Annotated in this window: 16 protein-coding genes; 4 read left to right on the top strand and 12 right to left on the bottom strand. The window is 63.0% G+C overall.

What is annotated here, in order from left to right:
- Position 1 precedes the first annotated feature (1 nt).
- The 6 genes from B7X90_RS08000 to B7X90_RS07975 form a co-directional block, all read right to left on the bottom strand.
- A complete protein-coding gene (locus tag B7X90_RS08000) occupies positions 2 to 1,690 on the bottom strand; it encodes a preprotein translocase subunit YajC (protein ID WP_292623350.1) in 1,689 nt (562 codons plus the stop codon).
- A complete protein-coding gene (locus tag B7X90_RS07995) occupies positions 1,687 to 2,646 on the bottom strand; it encodes an AAA family ATPase (protein ID WP_292623349.1) in 960 nt (319 codons plus the stop codon). The genes B7X90_RS08000 and B7X90_RS07995 overlap by 4 nt, the downstream gene beginning before the upstream one ends.
- A gap of 13 nt (positions 2,647 to 2,659) precedes the next feature.
- Positions 2,660 to 4,177, bottom strand: coding sequence for an XrtA system polysaccharide chain length determinant (locus B7X90_RS07990; RefSeq protein WP_292623348.1), 1,518 nt, complete (start codon positions 4,175 to 4,177; stop codon positions 2,660 to 2,662).
- Positions 4,178 to 4,202: 25 nt separating this feature from the next.
- Positions 4,203 to 4,850, bottom strand: a complete 648-nt coding sequence (locus B7X90_RS07985; protein ID WP_292623346.1) for an XrtA/PEP-CTERM system exopolysaccharide export protein — start codon at positions 4,848 to 4,850, stop codon at positions 4,203 to 4,205.
- Positions 4,851 to 5,075: 225 nt separating this feature from the next.
- Positions 5,076 to 6,302, bottom strand: a complete 1,227-nt coding sequence (locus tag B7X90_RS07980; RefSeq protein ID WP_292623345.1) for a pyridoxal-dependent decarboxylase, exosortase A system-associated — start codon at positions 6,300 to 6,302, stop codon at positions 5,076 to 5,078.
- Positions 6,299 to 7,825 (bottom strand): acyl-CoA ligase (AMP-forming), exosortase A system-associated, encoded by a 1,527-nt coding sequence (locus B7X90_RS07975; RefSeq protein ID WP_292623379.1) that lies wholly within the window; start codon positions 7,823 to 7,825, stop codon positions 6,299 to 6,301. The genes B7X90_RS07980 and B7X90_RS07975 overlap by 4 nt, the downstream gene beginning before the upstream one ends.
- Before the next feature lie 30 nt (positions 7,826 to 7,855).
- Between B7X90_RS07975 and B7X90_RS07970 the strand changes: the two genes are divergently transcribed.
- From B7X90_RS07970 to B7X90_RS07955, 4 genes are all read left to right on the top strand, one after another.
- Entirely contained in the window at positions 7,856 to 8,848 is a 993-nt protein-coding gene (locus B7X90_RS07970) for a GNAT family N-acetyltransferase (RefSeq protein WP_292623344.1), read from the top strand.
- A 71-nt stretch (positions 8,849 to 8,919) separates the two neighbouring features.
- Entirely contained in the window at positions 8,920 to 9,195 is a 276-nt protein-coding gene (locus B7X90_RS07965; protein ID WP_292623343.1) for an acyl carrier protein, read from the top strand.
- A gap of 2 nt (positions 9,196 to 9,197) precedes the next feature.
- Complete coding sequence (locus B7X90_RS07960) at positions 9,198 to 9,869, top strand: hypothetical protein (protein ID WP_292623341.1); 672 nt, start codon at positions 9,198 to 9,200, stop codon at positions 9,867 to 9,869.
- Positions 9,866 to 10,657, top strand: coding sequence for a hydrolase 1, exosortase A system-associated (locus tag B7X90_RS07955; RefSeq protein WP_292623339.1), 792 nt, complete (start codon positions 9,866 to 9,868; stop codon positions 10,655 to 10,657). Before B7X90_RS07960 ends, B7X90_RS07955 begins: the two co-directional genes overlap by 4 nt.
- Before the next feature lie 101 nt (positions 10,658 to 10,758).
- Here the strand turns inward: B7X90_RS07955 and trxB are convergent, their stop codons facing one another.
- The 6 genes from trxB to B7X90_RS07925 all read right to left on the bottom strand — a co-directional run bounded on the left by trxB (position 10,759) and on the right by B7X90_RS07925 (position 16,018).
- Positions 10,759 to 11,727, bottom strand: a complete 969-nt coding sequence (gene trxB / locus B7X90_RS07950) for a thioredoxin-disulfide reductase (RefSeq protein ID WP_292623336.1) — start codon at positions 11,725 to 11,727, stop codon at positions 10,759 to 10,761.
- A 107-nt stretch (positions 11,728 to 11,834) separates the two neighbouring features.
- Positions 11,835 to 12,632 (bottom strand): tyrosine-protein phosphatase, encoded by a 798-nt coding sequence (locus tag B7X90_RS07945; RefSeq protein WP_292623334.1) that lies wholly within the window; start codon positions 12,630 to 12,632, stop codon positions 11,835 to 11,837.
- A 184-nt stretch (positions 12,633 to 12,816) separates the two neighbouring features.
- The gene (locus B7X90_RS07940; protein WP_292623377.1) at positions 12,817 to 13,200 is read right to left on the bottom strand and encodes a response regulator; all 384 of its coding nucleotides are present in this window, start codon (positions 13,198 to 13,200) and stop codon (positions 12,817 to 12,819) included.
- 5 nt (positions 13,201 to 13,205) lie between these two features.
- The gene (locus tag B7X90_RS07935) at positions 13,206 to 14,312 is read right to left on the bottom strand and encodes a PAS domain-containing protein (RefSeq protein ID WP_292623331.1); all 1,107 of its coding nucleotides are present in this window, start codon (positions 14,310 to 14,312) and stop codon (positions 13,206 to 13,208) included.
- A 72-nt stretch (positions 14,313 to 14,384) separates the two neighbouring features.
- Positions 14,385 to 14,819: a hotdog fold thioesterase gene (locus B7X90_RS07930; RefSeq protein WP_292623329.1), complete on the bottom strand. Its 435-nt coding sequence runs from the start codon at positions 14,817 to 14,819 to the stop codon at positions 14,385 to 14,387.
- Entirely contained in the window at positions 14,816 to 16,018 is a 1,203-nt protein-coding gene (locus tag B7X90_RS07925; protein ID WP_292623327.1) for a M20 family metallopeptidase, read from the bottom strand. Before B7X90_RS07925 ends, B7X90_RS07930 begins: the two co-directional genes overlap by 4 nt.
- Positions 16,019 to 16,130 lie beyond the last annotated feature (112 nt).

The following is a 16,130-nucleotide window of genomic DNA, read 5'->3' as shown; positions in this document are numbered from 1 at the left end:
ATCAGAAGCTGTAACGCAGGCCAACAAGGCCGGATGCAATTGTCTGATCTTCAAGCAAATTTTGGTTAAAACTATCTATACCGACAGCTGCGGAAGCTGCTAAGCGGTCGGTCAGGTTGCGGAAATAAGAAGCATTTGCGCCCACCGCCGTGCTGCTGCCAAGGTTGCTTGAACCCGGCTCGAACCAAGCGGAATAGGCCGAAATGGCAAAGCTCGAACGGCGATCGATCGGGCCGTTCAGCCCTGCGTTCACGTAGTAGCTTTCATCAATCAACCCGTTCGCTGCACCCAGCACCGAATCTGCGCGTGCGATGAAGCTGCGGCGGATGTAACCTGCGCCGATCCCGGCGGTCATGCGGCCGATCTGACGCGAATAGGTGCCGTTGATGCTGCGCGCACGGAACACCGCTGATGAGACGGACGACAGCGCGTTGTTCACGCAACCACCAGCCTGCGATCCATTGGCACAGCCGCCAATCTGGCCGTTGAAGGGATTGCGCGTCACTTCAAAATCGGTCGGCAGATCGCGCAATGCCCGCGTCACCTGCCCGCCAAAGCCGGAGATGTTGTCGGAAGCGGCGATGGTCAACTGGCTGCGGGCATCGGGCACGTAAGAGAAACTGCCGTAGTACGTGGTGCTGTCATAGCGGCGGCCGACGAAAGCCGAGAGCGCGGTGCGACGGCTTGGCCGCCACATCACGCCTGCGTCCCACGTCAAGCCATCGGTTTCGTAGGCGATCTGGCGCGGCTGCGACTTGTCGGTAACGAAACGACCATCGTCGCCGATCAGCGCAACGCCATTGCCATCGCGCACGGCATCGCGTGACGAGATTTCAACGTCCTCGTAACCAATCGCCCCCACCACAGCGAGCGACATGCTCACCGGCAAGGTCACCTGCACACCGCCACGCACATCGCGCACACGCTGGTCGAGGTTCGAGATGTCTTCCTGGAAGTACGAGCCAGAAGCCGTCACGCCCACCGGCAACACGGTGCCCGGCGCAACGCCTGCCGAAAGCTGTGCCGATTGGACGACCGAATCATCGAAAATATCGTTCAGCGGTTGGCCGGCGGAACCCTGCAGCACGTTCTCCTGCTCCAGCCGGTTGTAACCGACCAGATAGGACGCCGAAACCGCCACGTCGCCCACATTGGTGGACAACGCTGGCCCTGCATAGAGCGAGTAGATCTGGCTCACTGCATCATTGTTAGCCAAGGCATTCAGCGCCGACGCACCGCCAGCGCCAATGTTGCTGCGCGTTGCCAAAGCACCTGCTTCCACGGAAAGCGTGCGCGGAATCAGGTCGTGGCGCACGCGGGCGAGGCCCGACAGCGTATCACCATCGGCCACCCGGTCAGACTGCGAGATGCGGCGTTCGTACCGCACCGAGATCGCGCCTTCGGTCCGCCGTCCGCGCAAAGCCACGTCAACGCCTGCTGCCAGTGAACTGTAAGTCAGGACGTCATCGCCGGGGGAAAGCTCCCACAGCACGTTCTGCACGGCCTCGATATAGGGCCGCACCGTGGTGCGCGCACCACTGCCGCCGCTGCGTGAGGAGGACGCGCTGGATGCAGGCGCATCGCCCCCGTCCATGCCTTCATAGTCGAGCGACTGCGCATGTGCCGGGGCTGCCGCAAACGCCGTAGCAGCGAGCAGAGCCAAGCGGAGGGAAAGAGCCGGTCTGGTCATTCCTTGTATCCGTAATAAGTGCCAAATCGGCGGCCCGTGGTTGAAAAGCGGGTGCCGTTGAGCAGGAGCTTGATGTCTTCACATGCGCCAAGCAGGCCCACCGCATCGCGCAATGCAGCCTCGCCGGTCACATCGGCGCGCACTACGACGACCGTCTGGCCGACATGGTTGGCAAGCACCGTGGCAGGCGAAGCCGCCAGCACGGGGGGTGAATCGAAAATAACGATACGGCTGGGCGAATGTGCCGTCAGCCGATCGAGCACCGCATTGGTGCGCGCAGAGGCAAGGTATTCGGTGTCCGATCCCGTGGCATTACCGGCAGGCAGCACATAGAGCCCGGCAATGTCAGTGCCGATCACGCAATCTTCCACCGGCAGCGAAGGATCGGCCAGCGCGTCCATCAGCCCCTTGCCGCCCGGCAGGCCGAGCGTGGACAGGACCGAAGGCTTGGCGAAATCGGCGTCGACGAGCAGGACTTCGTTGTCCTTTTCCGCCGCGATCGAGATGGCGAGATTCACCGCGCAGAAGGTCTTGCCCTCGCCCGGATGCGCCGACGCGATCAGGATGCGCTCACCATGCCGCGTACCCTGCCCGCCCCGCGATTCGGCGGCCACACGCAGCAATTGCCGCTTGATGATGCGAAACTCTTCGAGCGTGCCTGTCACCGCGCTTTCCGGCTCGATAATGCACTGCTCGCGCAAATGTTCGCGGTCAATCTTGTGATAGGCCCCGGTAAAACGGCTCACTTCCACGATGGGTTCAGGCGGCGGCGGTGCAAAGGGTGCGGGCGCAGCGACAGGAGCAGGGGCCACAGGGGCCGCAGCCACCGGCTTCGGCGCAGGCGGAAGGTCGGGCATCACGGGCCGCGTCAGCGTGCGGAAATCAAATGTTCCCGATGCCCGCTCGATCAGCGACGGGCCGGATGGCGGAAGTGGGATCTTGCTCTGGTCGGTCATCGTTCGATCCTCCTCAGGCCACCATGCCGCGCTTCAGCATTTCCACGCCGAGCAGGACGAACAGGACAACGAACAGGCCAGCCAAGCCGCCCACAAACCACTTGAGCCGCCTCGCACGTTCAGCCCGCGCCACCCGCGTCACCGCCTCAGACACGCCGCCCAGCACCGGCAGGCCGGTGGAGCGTTCCAGTTGGCCCGTGGTCGAATAGGCAGACTTCAACTGCGCCAGGGCAAAGGCCCCGGCCCCGCCCGCGCCAACCCCCACGACCAGCACCAGCATTAGCAGCAGGGGGCGATCAGGCGCCGAAGGGCCAGTCGGCATCGTCGGCGGATCGATCACTTCGAACTTCACCGCATCACGCTCGGTTTCCACCTGCCCGCGCAGACGCAGCTGTTCGCGGTCACGCAGCAGCTTGTCGTACTGCTCTTTGTAAACGTCATAATCGCGGCTGATGCGCGCGGCTTCCGCAGCCACGGTCGGCTCGCTGAACTGCTGTGCGGAGAGTTGCGCGATTTCGGCCTGGAGCGAACCTTTGCGCGATTGCAGCGCCACAATGCTCGCTTCACGGTCAGCCTTGATCGAAATAAGCGACGAATAGGCCGGGTTGAGCGTGCCCCCGGCACCGCCCTCGCCAGCAGCCGCCTTTTGCAGGCCGGCAATCTGGCCCTTCACCGCAATCACATCGGGATGGCTGTCGGTCAGCCCGCGTGCGCGCATCGACCCAAGATCGGACTGGGCCTGCGCCAGCGCACCCTTGGCTCCGCCTGCCGGGCCTGCAACGGCAATCGTCTGAGGCGTGCCCGAAAGCTGCCCGTTGATCGAAGCCAGCGCGCTCTGTGCCGCCAGCAGGTTCGATTCAACATCGCGCAACTGCCCACGCGCCGCTTCCAGCTTGGTAGAGATCGACCCGATGCCGGGAATGAACCCGACGTTCTTGGCTTCGAATTCGGTCCGCTTCAGTTCAGCTGCTTCCAGATCCTTCTTACGGCTGGCCAGTTGCTGGTCCATGAAGGCCAGCGTATCGGTCATTTCTCCGCGTCCACCGGCAAGGTTTTCCTCGCGGAAAATGTCGATCATCTTCTGCACGATGTCCTGCGCCAGCTTGGCATTCTCGCCATCGTTGCGCCCGCCACCACCCGCAAAACCGGTGATCTCGAACAGGTTATCCTGCTGGCTGACGACTTTCACGTCCTTGCCCAGCGATTCCACCGCCGCCTGCATCTGCTTGTCGTCGGTCACCTTGTCGCCCAGCCGCGTCGCGCGGATCACCTTTTCGAGGTTCACCGAACTCGTAAGCGTCTGGCGCACGCGCTCAATATCGCGCTTGCGATCGCCGCCGATGCCGATCTGGTCGGCCAGCACGTCGTCGATTTGCACAAAGATGCGCGCCTTGGATTCATAGCTGTTGGGCACCATCGCCACCACCAGCCAACCGGCCATGCACACCGCCCAGGCGATCGCCAGCGCGATCCAGCGCCGGGTCCAGATGCCGTGGAGCGCAATGCGCACTTCCTCATAGATGCTGCTCATGGCCGCCGTGTTCCCCGCCTGCCGCTCAGAACATCGACTCAGGGATGATAATCACGTCGCCCGGCATCAGCAGGACGTTGGCCTTGGTATCGCCCTTGCGCAGCAAATCGCCGATGCGCACGGCATATTCCTTCTGGCTGCCCGATTGCTTGTCAAAACGCACCAGCCGCGCCTTGTTGGCGGCGGCATATTCGGACAGGCCACCCACCGCGATCATCGCGTCAAGCAGCGTCATGTTCGCGCGGAACGGGATCGACGCGGGCTTTTCGGTCGCCCCCACAATCCGCACCTGCTGGCTGAACGTGCCGGCAAATTTGTTGACGATGACCGAAACGATCGGCTCCTGAATGTACTGCGAAAGCTGGAGCTTGATGTCCTCTGACAGCATCGAAGGCGTCTTGCCCACCGCCGGCATGTCGGTGATCAGTGGCGTGGTGATGCGCCCGTCCGGGCGGACCTGCACCGATGCGCCAAGTTCAGGATTGCGCCACACAAAGATCGTCAGCTCATCCAGCGGCCCGATCACGTACTCCTCGCCCGGCCCTTCCTGAAGCGCCACGAACGAAGCTGGCGGCAATTGCGCCCCGCCGCCCACGCCGCCACACCCCGTCAGGGCAAGGCTGAGCATCGCCGTTCCGGCCAACATGCGGGTTATGCGGGTATTCAACGGCATGAATATTCCTTCTTGCTGCGGCTTTCCCCCACCCCTGCGTTCAGGCGCATGGATCGCAGGGACCGCAATTCACGCTCGGCTATCGCCAAAAAGGGTGAAGATTGCGTTAGCCTTGATTGCTGCAAGAGATGACGCCAAGGCGGCTTTCACCTATGTCCCGAAGCGGGACTGCCCGAAATGCAATGGTTAACAGCGGAAACCTATCGCGCTGCTACCAAAAGATTTTCAGATCAGAACTTCCCGCGCTGGACCCTGCCCAAGGAAGGCGGCAGGACTGGCGCTGGCTCCATAGGCACCGGCGCAAAAAATTGCGACGAGATCACCAACATCAGCGCGCGGAAACCCGCCCTTGTCTGCCAGCCGGTCAAGTGGGGTGCAAAGACAGCCGACTATGCTGGCCTCTTCCTCAACCTCAGCCCCGAACCGCGTGGCGATAGCGCTGGGATAGTTGCGGCGCACCACCGTGCCAAAGTTGCCGGACGCGGCAAGCTGGTGATGCAGTCCGCCATCGGTCACAAGATAGACCTCTCCGTGGCTGACCTTGCGGTCCACCACAGTGGCCAGATAAACCCCTGATTCGCCAACGAGATAGCGGCCAAGTTCGATGCAGAACGCCGTCTCTTTCAGCGCATCGGGCAAATCGGCAAAGCGCTCGGCCAGCGCCGCACCCACAGCAGTGATGTCCACCGGTTCGTCACCGGGGAAATAGGGAATGCCCAAGCCACCACCCAGATTGCACTTGGGCAGCGCTGCGCCAATCTCGTCCGCCAGCCGCGCGGCCAGCGCCAAAGTCTGCCGCTGCGTCCCGATGATCGCATCGGCGGAAAGCGCCTGACTTCCTGCGAAAATATGGAAGCCCCGCCAGTCCACACCGGCTTCGATCAACTTGCGGCCCAGCGCGGGCACGCGCTCTTCGTCAATGCCGAACGGTTTGGCCCCGCCACCCATCTTCATGCCCGATCCCTTCAGATCGAACTCTGGGTTCACGCGGATCGCCAGCTTGGGCGTCACGCCCAGCCGCTCGGCAATCGCCATCGCGCGGTTGGCCTCACCTTCGGATTCAAGATTGAGCGTCACCCCCGCCGCAATCGCCGCTTCCAGTTCAGCATCGCGCTTGCCCGGCCCGGCAAAGCTGACGCGCCCCGGATCGATTCCCGCGCTTTGCACGATGGCCAGTTCTCCGCCCGAGGCTATATCGAATCCGTCGACCAGATTCAGCATGTGCCGCAAAAGTGGCGCGTAAGGATTTGCTTTAACGGCATAATGAATCGCCAGCCGCTGTGGCATCGCGGCCCGCAGCGCCACCACGCGCGCGCTCAGCATGTCGCGCGAATAGACGAACAGCGGCGTCCCGCCCGCCTCGGCGACCAGATCGGTCACCTTGCGTCCGTCAATGGCCAGCACGCCATCGATAGTATCAAATCCGGGTGGAATGGGGCCGAGCGGTTTCATCGCACATTCCCCTCCGCCAGTTCCGCCGCCAGCGCAACCCGGTCCAGTTTCCCGTTCGGACTGACCGGCATCGCGTCACGCCAATGGACATGGCGCGGCACCATGAAATTGGGCAGCGCGCGTGTTAGTGCAGGAATAAGCTCATCCTTCACAGCATCCGGCATTGCGCGCGCCACCAGATGGATCGCCTGCCCCAGTTGCGGATCGGGCAGACCCAGCGCCACTGCCTCGGCCACCAAGCCCGTTGCCACTGCCGCTTCTTCCACTTCCTGCGGGCTCACGCGATTGCCACTGGTCTTGATCATCGCATCGCGCCGACCGACGAAATGCAGCAATCCCGCCGCGTCCCGCTTCACCCTGTCGCCCGACCAGACGGCCATGCCGCCCAGCTTTGAAAACGCAGGCGCTGGCTTGAACCGCTCGGCTGTGCGCTCCGCATCCTGCCAGTACCCTTGCGCCACCAGTGGACCGGTATGGACCAGTTCACCCTCTTCCTCCGCCGCAGCTTCCGCCCCCAAGTCATTGACGACAAGCACTTCTGCGAACGGAATGGCCTTGCCCATCGAGGTAGGATGTTCGTCCACCAGCGCGGGATCGAGAAAGGTAGACCGAAACGCCTCGGTCAATCCGTACATCGGGTAAAGATCGGCCGCAGGAAACTTCGTGCGCAGCGCGCGGACCAGCGAGAGCGTGAGCGCCCCGCCGCTGTTGGTCATGCGCTTCAGGCTGGCCGCAGCGTCCTCTGGCCAATCAAGTTCCGCCAGTTGCAGCCACAGAGGCGGCACGGCGGCGATGGTCGTAACCCCATGTTTCGCCACCGCTTTCACCACATCGCGTGGCGTCAGATAATCGAGCGGCACCACGCTGCCACTAGCGTACCAAGTCGAAAATAACTGGTTCTGCCCGTAATCGAACGCCAGCGGCAGCACCGCCAGCACGCGGTCGTCGGGCGTGATCTTCAGGTAGTGTGCGACGCTCACCGCGCCGAGCCACAAGTTCGCCTGCGAAAGCATCACTCCCTTGGGCCGCCCGGTCGATCCACTGGTGTAAAGAATCGCAGCAAGGCTCTCCGGCGCAGCGCTCGATGGCGGCAATTCTCCGCCCTGCTCCTCGACTTCGGCCCAGACCTTCGGTTCCTCGAACACCGCACAAGCAGCATCGCCCGGCTCCAGCGTATCCAGCCGCGCCTTGTTGGCGATCAGCAATGCAGCCCCGGAATCACCAAGTATATGCGTTACTTGAGCCCGCTTGAGCAACGGGTTGATCGGCACATGCACCAGCCCGGCGCGCACCGCCGCCAGCGGCATCAGGCAGGCGAGTTCGGTCTTGGGCAACCACGTCGCCACCCGCGCGCCTGCTTCGCCCACCTGCGATTTCAGCCACTTCGCCAGCGCACTTACACGCGCGTTTAACTCTTCATGGCTAAGAGTCCGATCGCGCAGCACCAGCGCGGGCGCGGACCGTGCCCCGCGCAGTGCAAGGTGATCGAGCGGAAATACAGTGGGATCGGGGCTTTCGGGCACGCAGGTCTCGGCACAGGAATTGGTATCGTTTTGAAGGTCTATCACGCCAGTCTTAAAGAAGCGCAAGCAGATGCGGGCGTTCTTGCAGTGCAAGGCCCCTCGCCCTTCGAGCGGCTCGACTGGCTCGCCCTGCTCTGCGAAATGTGCCTCGCCCCCGCAAAACCGCGGGTGAGCGTTGCCTCCAACGGTACGCAAGTGGCCGCGCTACCGTGGATGGAAGCCCATGGCGGGGCCGAAGCGCTGGCCAACTGGTACAACTTTATCGCGCGTCCGCTGGGGGATGCGGTGCTTCTTTCAGAGATCACGCGAAGTCTGCCTGTGGGCCGCGCGTCCTTTGCGCCGATGCCGGAAGAGGATGCGCGCCAGTTGGCCGATGCGCTGCGCCGCACAGGTTGGGTCGCGATTTCAGAGCCTTGCGACTCTAACCACGTGTTGCCTGTGAAGGACCGAAGCTTTGCCCAGTACTGGTCCGCCCGCCCCGGCGCGCTGCGCGAAACAGTGCGGCGCAAAGGGCGCAAAGGCGAAGTGGCGCTTCGCATCGTCACTGAATTTTCGCCCACCGATTGGGACGCTTACGAGGCCGTCTACAAGCTAAGCTGGAAGCCCGGCGAAGGATCGCCCGATTTCCTGCGGCGCTGGGCCGAGATGGACGGCGCGGCTGGGCGCTTGCGGCTGGGGATTGCCGAAATCGGCGGACAGCCGGTAGCCGCGCAGTTCTGGACCGTGGAGGGCGGAACGGCCTTCATTCACAAGCTGGCGCATGACGAACGCTTCCGCAAGCAATCGCCCGGCACGCTGCTGAGCGCTGCGATGTTCGAGCATGTCATTGATCGCGATGGCGTTTCTCTGGTCGATTTCGGGACTGGTGACGATCCCTACAAGCGCGACTGGATGGAGGACGTGCGCACCCGCTGGCGTGTACGCGCATGGCGAAAGACGGCGGTGCGGCACTGGCCCACTATGGTCCGGGCACTTGCACGTTACAAGCTGCAACCCCTTGTTTCCCCGAACCGCGATGGTTAAGGCCACTTCTCCGAACGACACCTAGATGCACCAAACTGCACCTAAACGCACCTGAACGGCACCGGGATACGATGAGCGACACTGAGAGCGACACCGACAGCACCCTCCGCGCGATCCTTTCCGACGTGCTTGGACTCTCCCCGGACCGGGTCGCCGCGTTCGATGCGTCGACCGGCCTGTTCGGCGATCTGCCAGAACTGGATTCGATGGCGGTGGCAGGTCTCCTCACCGAAATCGAGGACCGGCTCGACGTCGTGATCGAAGATGACGAGGTCGATGGCGAACTGCTGGAAAGCTACGGCAATCTCCTCGCGTTCCTTGAAAGCAAGGTCGCCGAAAAGGCCTGAATATGATCGCATCCTGGCCCTGCCCCGGCCCGCATGGGCAGAGCGAGGAATATGCTTTCGCGTTTGATCGCGGCCGCATGGTTCGGCTGCTGATCGTGCCGGCCCTGTTCGATGAAGCCAACCGCACGCGGCGGATGCTGGTCGATACGATGCGGCTGCTCGATGAGGCAGGCGTGGACAGCTTCCTGCCCGATCTGCCCGGCTGTAACGAGAGTTTGCAGGCCTTTTCTGCGCAGAGCCTCCACGCATGGCGGCGCGCGATGGCGCAGGCGGCGCGGCACTTTGGCGCGACTGATGTGCTGGCGGTGCGCGGTGGGGCGCTGGTGTTTCCGCATACCCTGCCGGGACTGGTTCTGGAACCGGCCAAGGGCGGATCGATCCTGCGGCAACTGCTGCGCGCGCGGGTGATTTCTGCGCGTGAGGCCGGGCGGCAGGAGGATAGCGCGGCGCTTCTTGAAGCTGGCCGCAGCGGAGGGCTGGAACTGGCGGGCTGGCATTGCGGGGCATCGCTGATCGCAGGGCTTGAGACCGCAACTTCGCAGATCGAAGGCCAGCGCATTGTTTCACAAAGCGAACTGGGCGGCGGCGGGCTTTGGCTGCGGGCCGAACCAGCCGCAGCGACCGAGCAATCGGCCGCACTGGCGCAGATTGTGCTGGCGGAGATCGCCACGTGACGCGGCGGCAAGTGACGTTCCTGTGCGAGGGCGCGCGGCTGTTCGGCACGCTCGATATCGGGCAGGCGAGTGGTGCGACCGGGCTGCTGATCGTTTCGGGCGGGAATGAACTTCGCGCCGGGGCGTGGTGCGGGCAGGCGCAGATGGCCGCTCGGCTGGCGCATGAGGGCTTTCCGGTGTTCCGCTATGACCGGCGCGGGGTGGGTGACAGTGAGGGCGAGAACCCGACGTTCCGCCATTCCGGGGCTGACATTGCGGCAGCTATTGCCGCGTTCAAGGCCGCCGCGCCGCACGTTTCGCGCGTGGTGGCTTTTGGCAATTGCGATGCAGCGGCGGCCCTGATGCTGTTTGCGCCTGATCTGCCGTTGGCGGGGCTGGTGCTGGCCAATCCGTGGACGATCGACGGTGAGGAAGCGCCGCAGGTGATGCCTGCTTCGGCGATCCGCAGCCGCTATCTCGCCAAGCTGACCAATCCGCGCGAGGTCTGGCGGTTGCTGACCGGCGGGGTTAATCTTGGCAAGCTGTTCAAGGGGTTGCGCAGCGCTGCGGCAGTTGCGCCCGCTACGCCTTCTGGGCTGGTGGCGGAGATGAAAGCAGGGCTAGCCGCGTTTGAAGGATCGGTTGCGATCCTGCTGGCCAATGGTGACCGCACGGCGCAGATGTTTGCCGAAGTGTGGGATGGTGCCGATCCACGCGTGCAGCGGATCGACAGCGGATCGCACAGCTTTTCGGATGAGCCCGCGCGGGCGTGGTTGCAGGCGCGTTTGGTGGAGGCGCTTCACAGTTGATGCTGGGGTGATGGGGCAACATGCCCTCCCCCAACCCCTCCCGCTTGCGGGAGGGGAGATTTAATGGTTCCCCTCCCGCCTGCGGGAGGGGAGTTTGCAGTTTACACTTCGACCGTCTGCGTGGCCTTGTAGTCCAGGTCCGCAAGGAAGCGTTCGGCGTCCAGCGCGGCCATGCAGCCGGTGCCTGCTGCCGTCACGGCCTGACGATAGGTGTGATCCATCACGTCACCGCAAGCGAAAACGCCGGGAATGGCGGTCTTAGGCGTGCCGGGTTCGACCACGATGTAGCCGCTATCGTCGAGTTCCAGTTTGCCCTTGAACAGTTCGGTCGCGGGCGCGTGGCCGATGGCAACGAAGGCACCGTCGGTCTGCTCGATCGATTGTTCACCGGTCACGGTATCGATCAGCTTCACCCCGGTCAGGCCCTTGCCGTCTTCGCTGACGAAGCTGTCAACCTTCTGGTTCCACAGCACCTTGATGTTGGGGTGCGCATGGAGGCGGTCTTGCAGGATCTTTTCGGCGCGAAGGCTGTCACGACGGTGGATCAGGGTGACGTCGGTGGAGTGGTTGGTGAGGTAGAGCGCCTCTTCAACCGCCGTGTTGCCGCCACCGATCACCACGACCTTCTTTCCGCGATAGAAGAACCCGTCGCACGTGGCACAAGCTGACACACCCTTGCCCGAAAGCTCCTGTTCGCCCGGCACGCCAAGCCATTTGGCCTGCGCACCGGTGGCGATGACCAGAACGTCGCCTTCGTAGACATCGCCACTATCGCCGATGGCGCGGAAGGGTGAGCCTTCCATCGTCACATCGAGGATCGTGTCCCACATCATGCGCGTGCCAACGTGTTCGGCCTGGGCCTGCATTTCCTGCATCAGCCACGGCCCCTGGATCACATCGCGGAAACCGGGGTAATTTTCGACATCGGTGGTGATGGTCAACTGGCCGCCGGGCTGGAGACCCTGCACGACGATTGGCTGCATCCCTGCGCGCGCGCCATAGATCGCGGCGGAAAGCCCGGCGGGGCCGGAGCCAATGATAAGCATACGGGTCTTGTGCGTGGTCGCCATGAGAAATATCCTCCGAAGGCTGGCGAGATAAGCAGCGCCAACCACAAAAGCGAGTCCGTGCGGCCCGGTTTTTCCGCAACAATCGGACAGATTTTCTTTGGAGCGCTTTAGGCGTCGATCAGGTTGCGTTCCATCGCGGCGAGAACTTCGGGCGTAACGCCCAATACTGCTTCGGCGTAGGCTTGGACCGAACCGTGGCTTTCGCGGATGGCGGCAAAGGCAGTTTCGAGAAACAGGCTTTCCACGCCCATCAGCACGCGGACGGCGGCATCGTCCATACTGATGCCAAATCCATCGCGGACGTGGCGTGCCCCTGCCTCAATCCGCGCCTCAGCATTGCCGGCGGTGTTGGTCAGAAGATAGTCCGCCGCAATGTCATCAGGATGGACACCAAGCAGATCATGGACCAGCGCCGCAGCGAGGCCGGTACGGTCCTTCCCGGCCAGGCAATGCAGCAGGCTGGCGCTGTCACGTTCGGCCAGCGACTGCATGTAAAGGCGATAGGTGCCGACAAGGACCGGGCGGAACGGTAAGGTCTGGTAAAGAGTGTTCATCGCGCGGCGCGCATCGTCGGCCGTGTGGACATCGCGCGCGAATTCTTCATGCGCAGCGCGGCCTTCGGCGCTGGCGGTTTCACCGGGGTGGAACAGCACTTCTCCGGCAAACTCGGCGTGACGCAGGCAGGGGTTGCCGCGCCGCTCGCTGTCACCGCGCAAATCGATCACAGTGGCGATGCGCAAATCATGGACGCGGGCGAGATCTTCGGCGGTGGCTTCGCTGTGCTGGCCAGAACGCCACAGCACGCCTTTGCGCAAATGGCCTTCGCGCGCAGCATAGCCGCCATAGTCGCGAAAATTGTGGATGCCCACCATTTCGAGCACGCGCGCTTCGTTCGTCATTTTCATGGAATCGCCCTGCCTAATTTGCAATGCAGATGCGCGGACCAGCGCCGCGGCGCAAGTGTTCAATCTAGTGGTCCGATTCTGACATTCGGTTTTTCGGACCACTAGAAGCTTTTGATTCTAGTGGATTTTACGATTTTGACATTTGCAGACCCATCCCAACCGACAGGGGATGCAAATGTCAAAATCAATCCACTAGCGGGATGGCCAGTGGCTCCAGCGCGCGGGCAACCACCACGGCAGCAGGCGTGGGCTTTGGCACCAGTGTGCCCCCAAGACTGCGTACAGCCTCGTCCATCCGATCAAGATCGCCAGTGTGCAAGACATAGGGAATGCCCATCGCTGCCAGCGTTCGGGCGACTTGTTCGCAGGTTTGCCCCTGCCCCAGCGAGACATCAAGGATCGCCGCGGAAATGGCATTGTTCTGCACGATGGCCAGCGCCTCAACCAGATCGAGCGCGGTAAGCGGCTTGCACCCGGCGTCTTCGACGGCGAATTCCAGATCGAGCAGGATCAGCGGCTCATCATCCAGCACGAGGACACGGCACGGCTCGCCCGAAGAGGGATACATCCCGGTCACTCCGCGTGGTCCCTCAGGGGGATGTTCAGCTTCGCCCTCAGGCCCTCGCTGTGCCATTCTCTTACAATCCCTCCTCGTGCCATGTTGAGCATACGATCAACGATACCGTCGCTGCCTGACATGACACTTGCCAGAGCCGGGTCGCCGGGAAGGCTGCCGTGCTCTGTCCAATCAATGCTGATGGCGGGGCCATCGGCTGAACCGTTCCTGCGCCACGCGACGGTGACATGGCCCTCGCCGCTGCTCAGCGCACCGTGCTTGAGCGCGTTGACCGCGAGTTCGTGGAGCGAAAGGCCCAGCACCGAAACCGAGGCAAAATCCGAACGCAGGCCATTGCCTTCAAAGCGAATGCGCGTGCCATCGGGATCGTAGGGCGCGAGAACGGCGCGGATCGCCTGGCCGACTTCGACCGTGCCGCGATGGGAATCGTCCAGCGTGGTTTCATAGGCACGACCCAGCGCCTGAATGCGCTCGTTGATCTCGCGCGCTTCGGTTTCAATCCCGCGCACCCGGCCGGTGAAGTTGACGATGCCACCGATCACCGCGAACATGTTCTTCATGCGGTGCGACAATTCGCGGGCAAGATCGCGAGCGTGGCGCTCATCGGCGCGCGCGGCGCGCACATCGGAAACGTCCCACTGGCTGCCGAGGATATAGACCAGCCGCCCATCGGCATCATAGATAGGACCAAGGTGCAGCGCGTTCCAGAACGGCGTGCCATCCTTGCGATAGTTCATCACCTCGACCACCAGCACATCTTCTTCGGCAATCGCCTTGCGGATGCGGTCAAGCGTGGCGCGGTCGCTTTTCGGACCTTGCAGAAAGCGGCAGTTGCGACCGACGATTTCGTGGTCTTCATAGCCGGTCAGATGCCGGAACGCCTTGTTGGCAAAAACGATCGGCACGTCCGTCTGATGCGGATCGCACAGGCAGATCGCCATGCGGGTTTGCGCCATTGCCTGTTCGAACAGCACGCCAGATGCTCCTGCGAAGGTATCTTCAGGATGCTCTGCGCGGGCGCGCGCGGCGGTGGGATCGAACGCGGTATGCGCCTGGTCAATCGGGCCAGTATGAGGAAATTTATCGGGAATGTTTCTGTTCATATCAGTGGTGCCTGACCACCGAAATGCCGTTCCTATCGCTTGGTTCCAAGAAAAGTGATTAAATTCACAGCCTCACTGCCTTTCCAGCGGAATTACGGCAAACGTGAAGCGCGAGATGCAGACCAGCTTGCCTGCCTCATCTTCGATCCTGATCGACCAAACGTGGGTGGTGCGGCCCAGCGCTTCTGGCCTTGCAGTTGCGTAGACCCAGCCTTCGCGCACGGGGCGCAAGTGATTGGCGTTGATTTCCATGCCCACGCCGACGAATTTTTCAGGGTCGACCACCATCGCCCCTGCCATCGAACCAATCGTTTCGGCCAGCGCCACTGATGCGCCGCCATGGAGCCGCCCGAAAGGCTGGTGCGTGCGATGATCGACCGGCATCCGCGCGCGGATCCAGTCTGGCCCGCAATCGACGAATTCGATGCCAAGGTGGGCGGGCATGGAACTGCTGCCAAGCTTCGTCAGGCGCTCTATCGACGGCATGACGCCATTCCACCAGATCATGCGGTAAATCCTTCTGCGAGAAAGCGTTCGGCGCAACCGGCCAGAACGGCGGTGCCAAGCGGCAGGACGCTTTCGTCCACCATCATGCGGGTGGAATGGATCGAGCAGCACGCGCGCCAGTCCACGCCTTCATGCGCAACGCCGAGGAAGAACATCGCGCCGGGGACTTTTTCGAGCACATAGGAGAAGTCTTCGGCGCCCATGATGGGGGTGTCGAGGCGGTGGAAGCCGGTGTCGCCAGTGATAGCGCGCACCACCTTTTCGCCAAGATCGACCGCGCGGGAATCGCAAACGGTCACAGGGAAGCCGGGGCTGATGGTGACCGTGGCGGTCATGCCGTGCGCCTGCGCGATGTGGGTGGCGGCGTGGTCCAGCACTTCGCGCAAGGCTGCGCGATTGGTGGGAGACAGGGTGCGCAAGGTTCCGCGCATCGCCACGCGATCAGCGATGACATTGTGCGCGGTGCCTGCCTCGATTTTTGCCACCGTGGCAACGACCGGATCGCTGACAGGGAACTTGCGCGTGACGAGGGCCTGCAACGCGGTAACGATCTCGCACGCCACAGGCACTGGATCAAGCGCATCGTGCGGCATTGAGGCGTGGCCGCCGCGCCCCTCCACGACAATGTCGAATTGATCGGCCGAGGCAAGCAGCGCGCCTGCCTTGCCCGCAATCAATCCATGCGGGCTGTTCGGCATGACGTGCAGCGCAAAGGCTGCATCGGGCAGCGGATCGATCAGCCCATCGTCCAGCATGAAGCGGGCACCGTGATAGCCTTCTTCGCCGGGTTGGAACATGAACTGCACTTCGCCTGCGAGCTGGTCAGCGCGGGCGCACAGCAGCTCTGCCGCCCCGGCCAGCATGGCGGTGTGCGTGTCATGGCCGCAGGCGTGCATCGCGCCGGGGATGGTCGAGGAAAAGGCGAGGCCGGTTTCCTCGGTCATCGGCAGCGCGTCCATATCGCCGCGCAGAAGCACGCGCCGCCCCGGTCCCGCCCTGCCCTTCAGCGTCGCCACCAGACCGGTGGTGGACGGCCCTTCACGCCATTCGAGGGGCAAATGGGCGAGTGCTGCGCGCACCTTGTCGCGCGTTTTGGGCGTGTGCAGGCCAAGTTCGGGCTCAGCATGGATGGCGCGGCGCAGGGCGACGATGGCGTCTGCGTGGCCTTGCGCCTGTTCCAGCAGTTTGTGATGCAGCATGGGGCCTCGTTGTTTGGAATGTCGCAAAGCTGGCACGTTGCAGCGCCGCTGTCGACCCTCCCGGATTGCGCTTGCACCAGCGGGCAGGCTTTGTTAATCGAGCGATTAAATA

The sequence above is a fragment of the Novosphingobium sp. 17-62-19 genome (assembly GCF_002256775.1).
In the GTDB taxonomy this organism is placed as follows: domain Bacteria; phylum Pseudomonadota; class Alphaproteobacteria; order Sphingomonadales; family Sphingomonadaceae; genus Novosphingobium.
The sequence above is the reverse complement of the archived record's forward strand: the minus strand, read 5'-3'. Positions and strand labels throughout refer to the sequence as shown.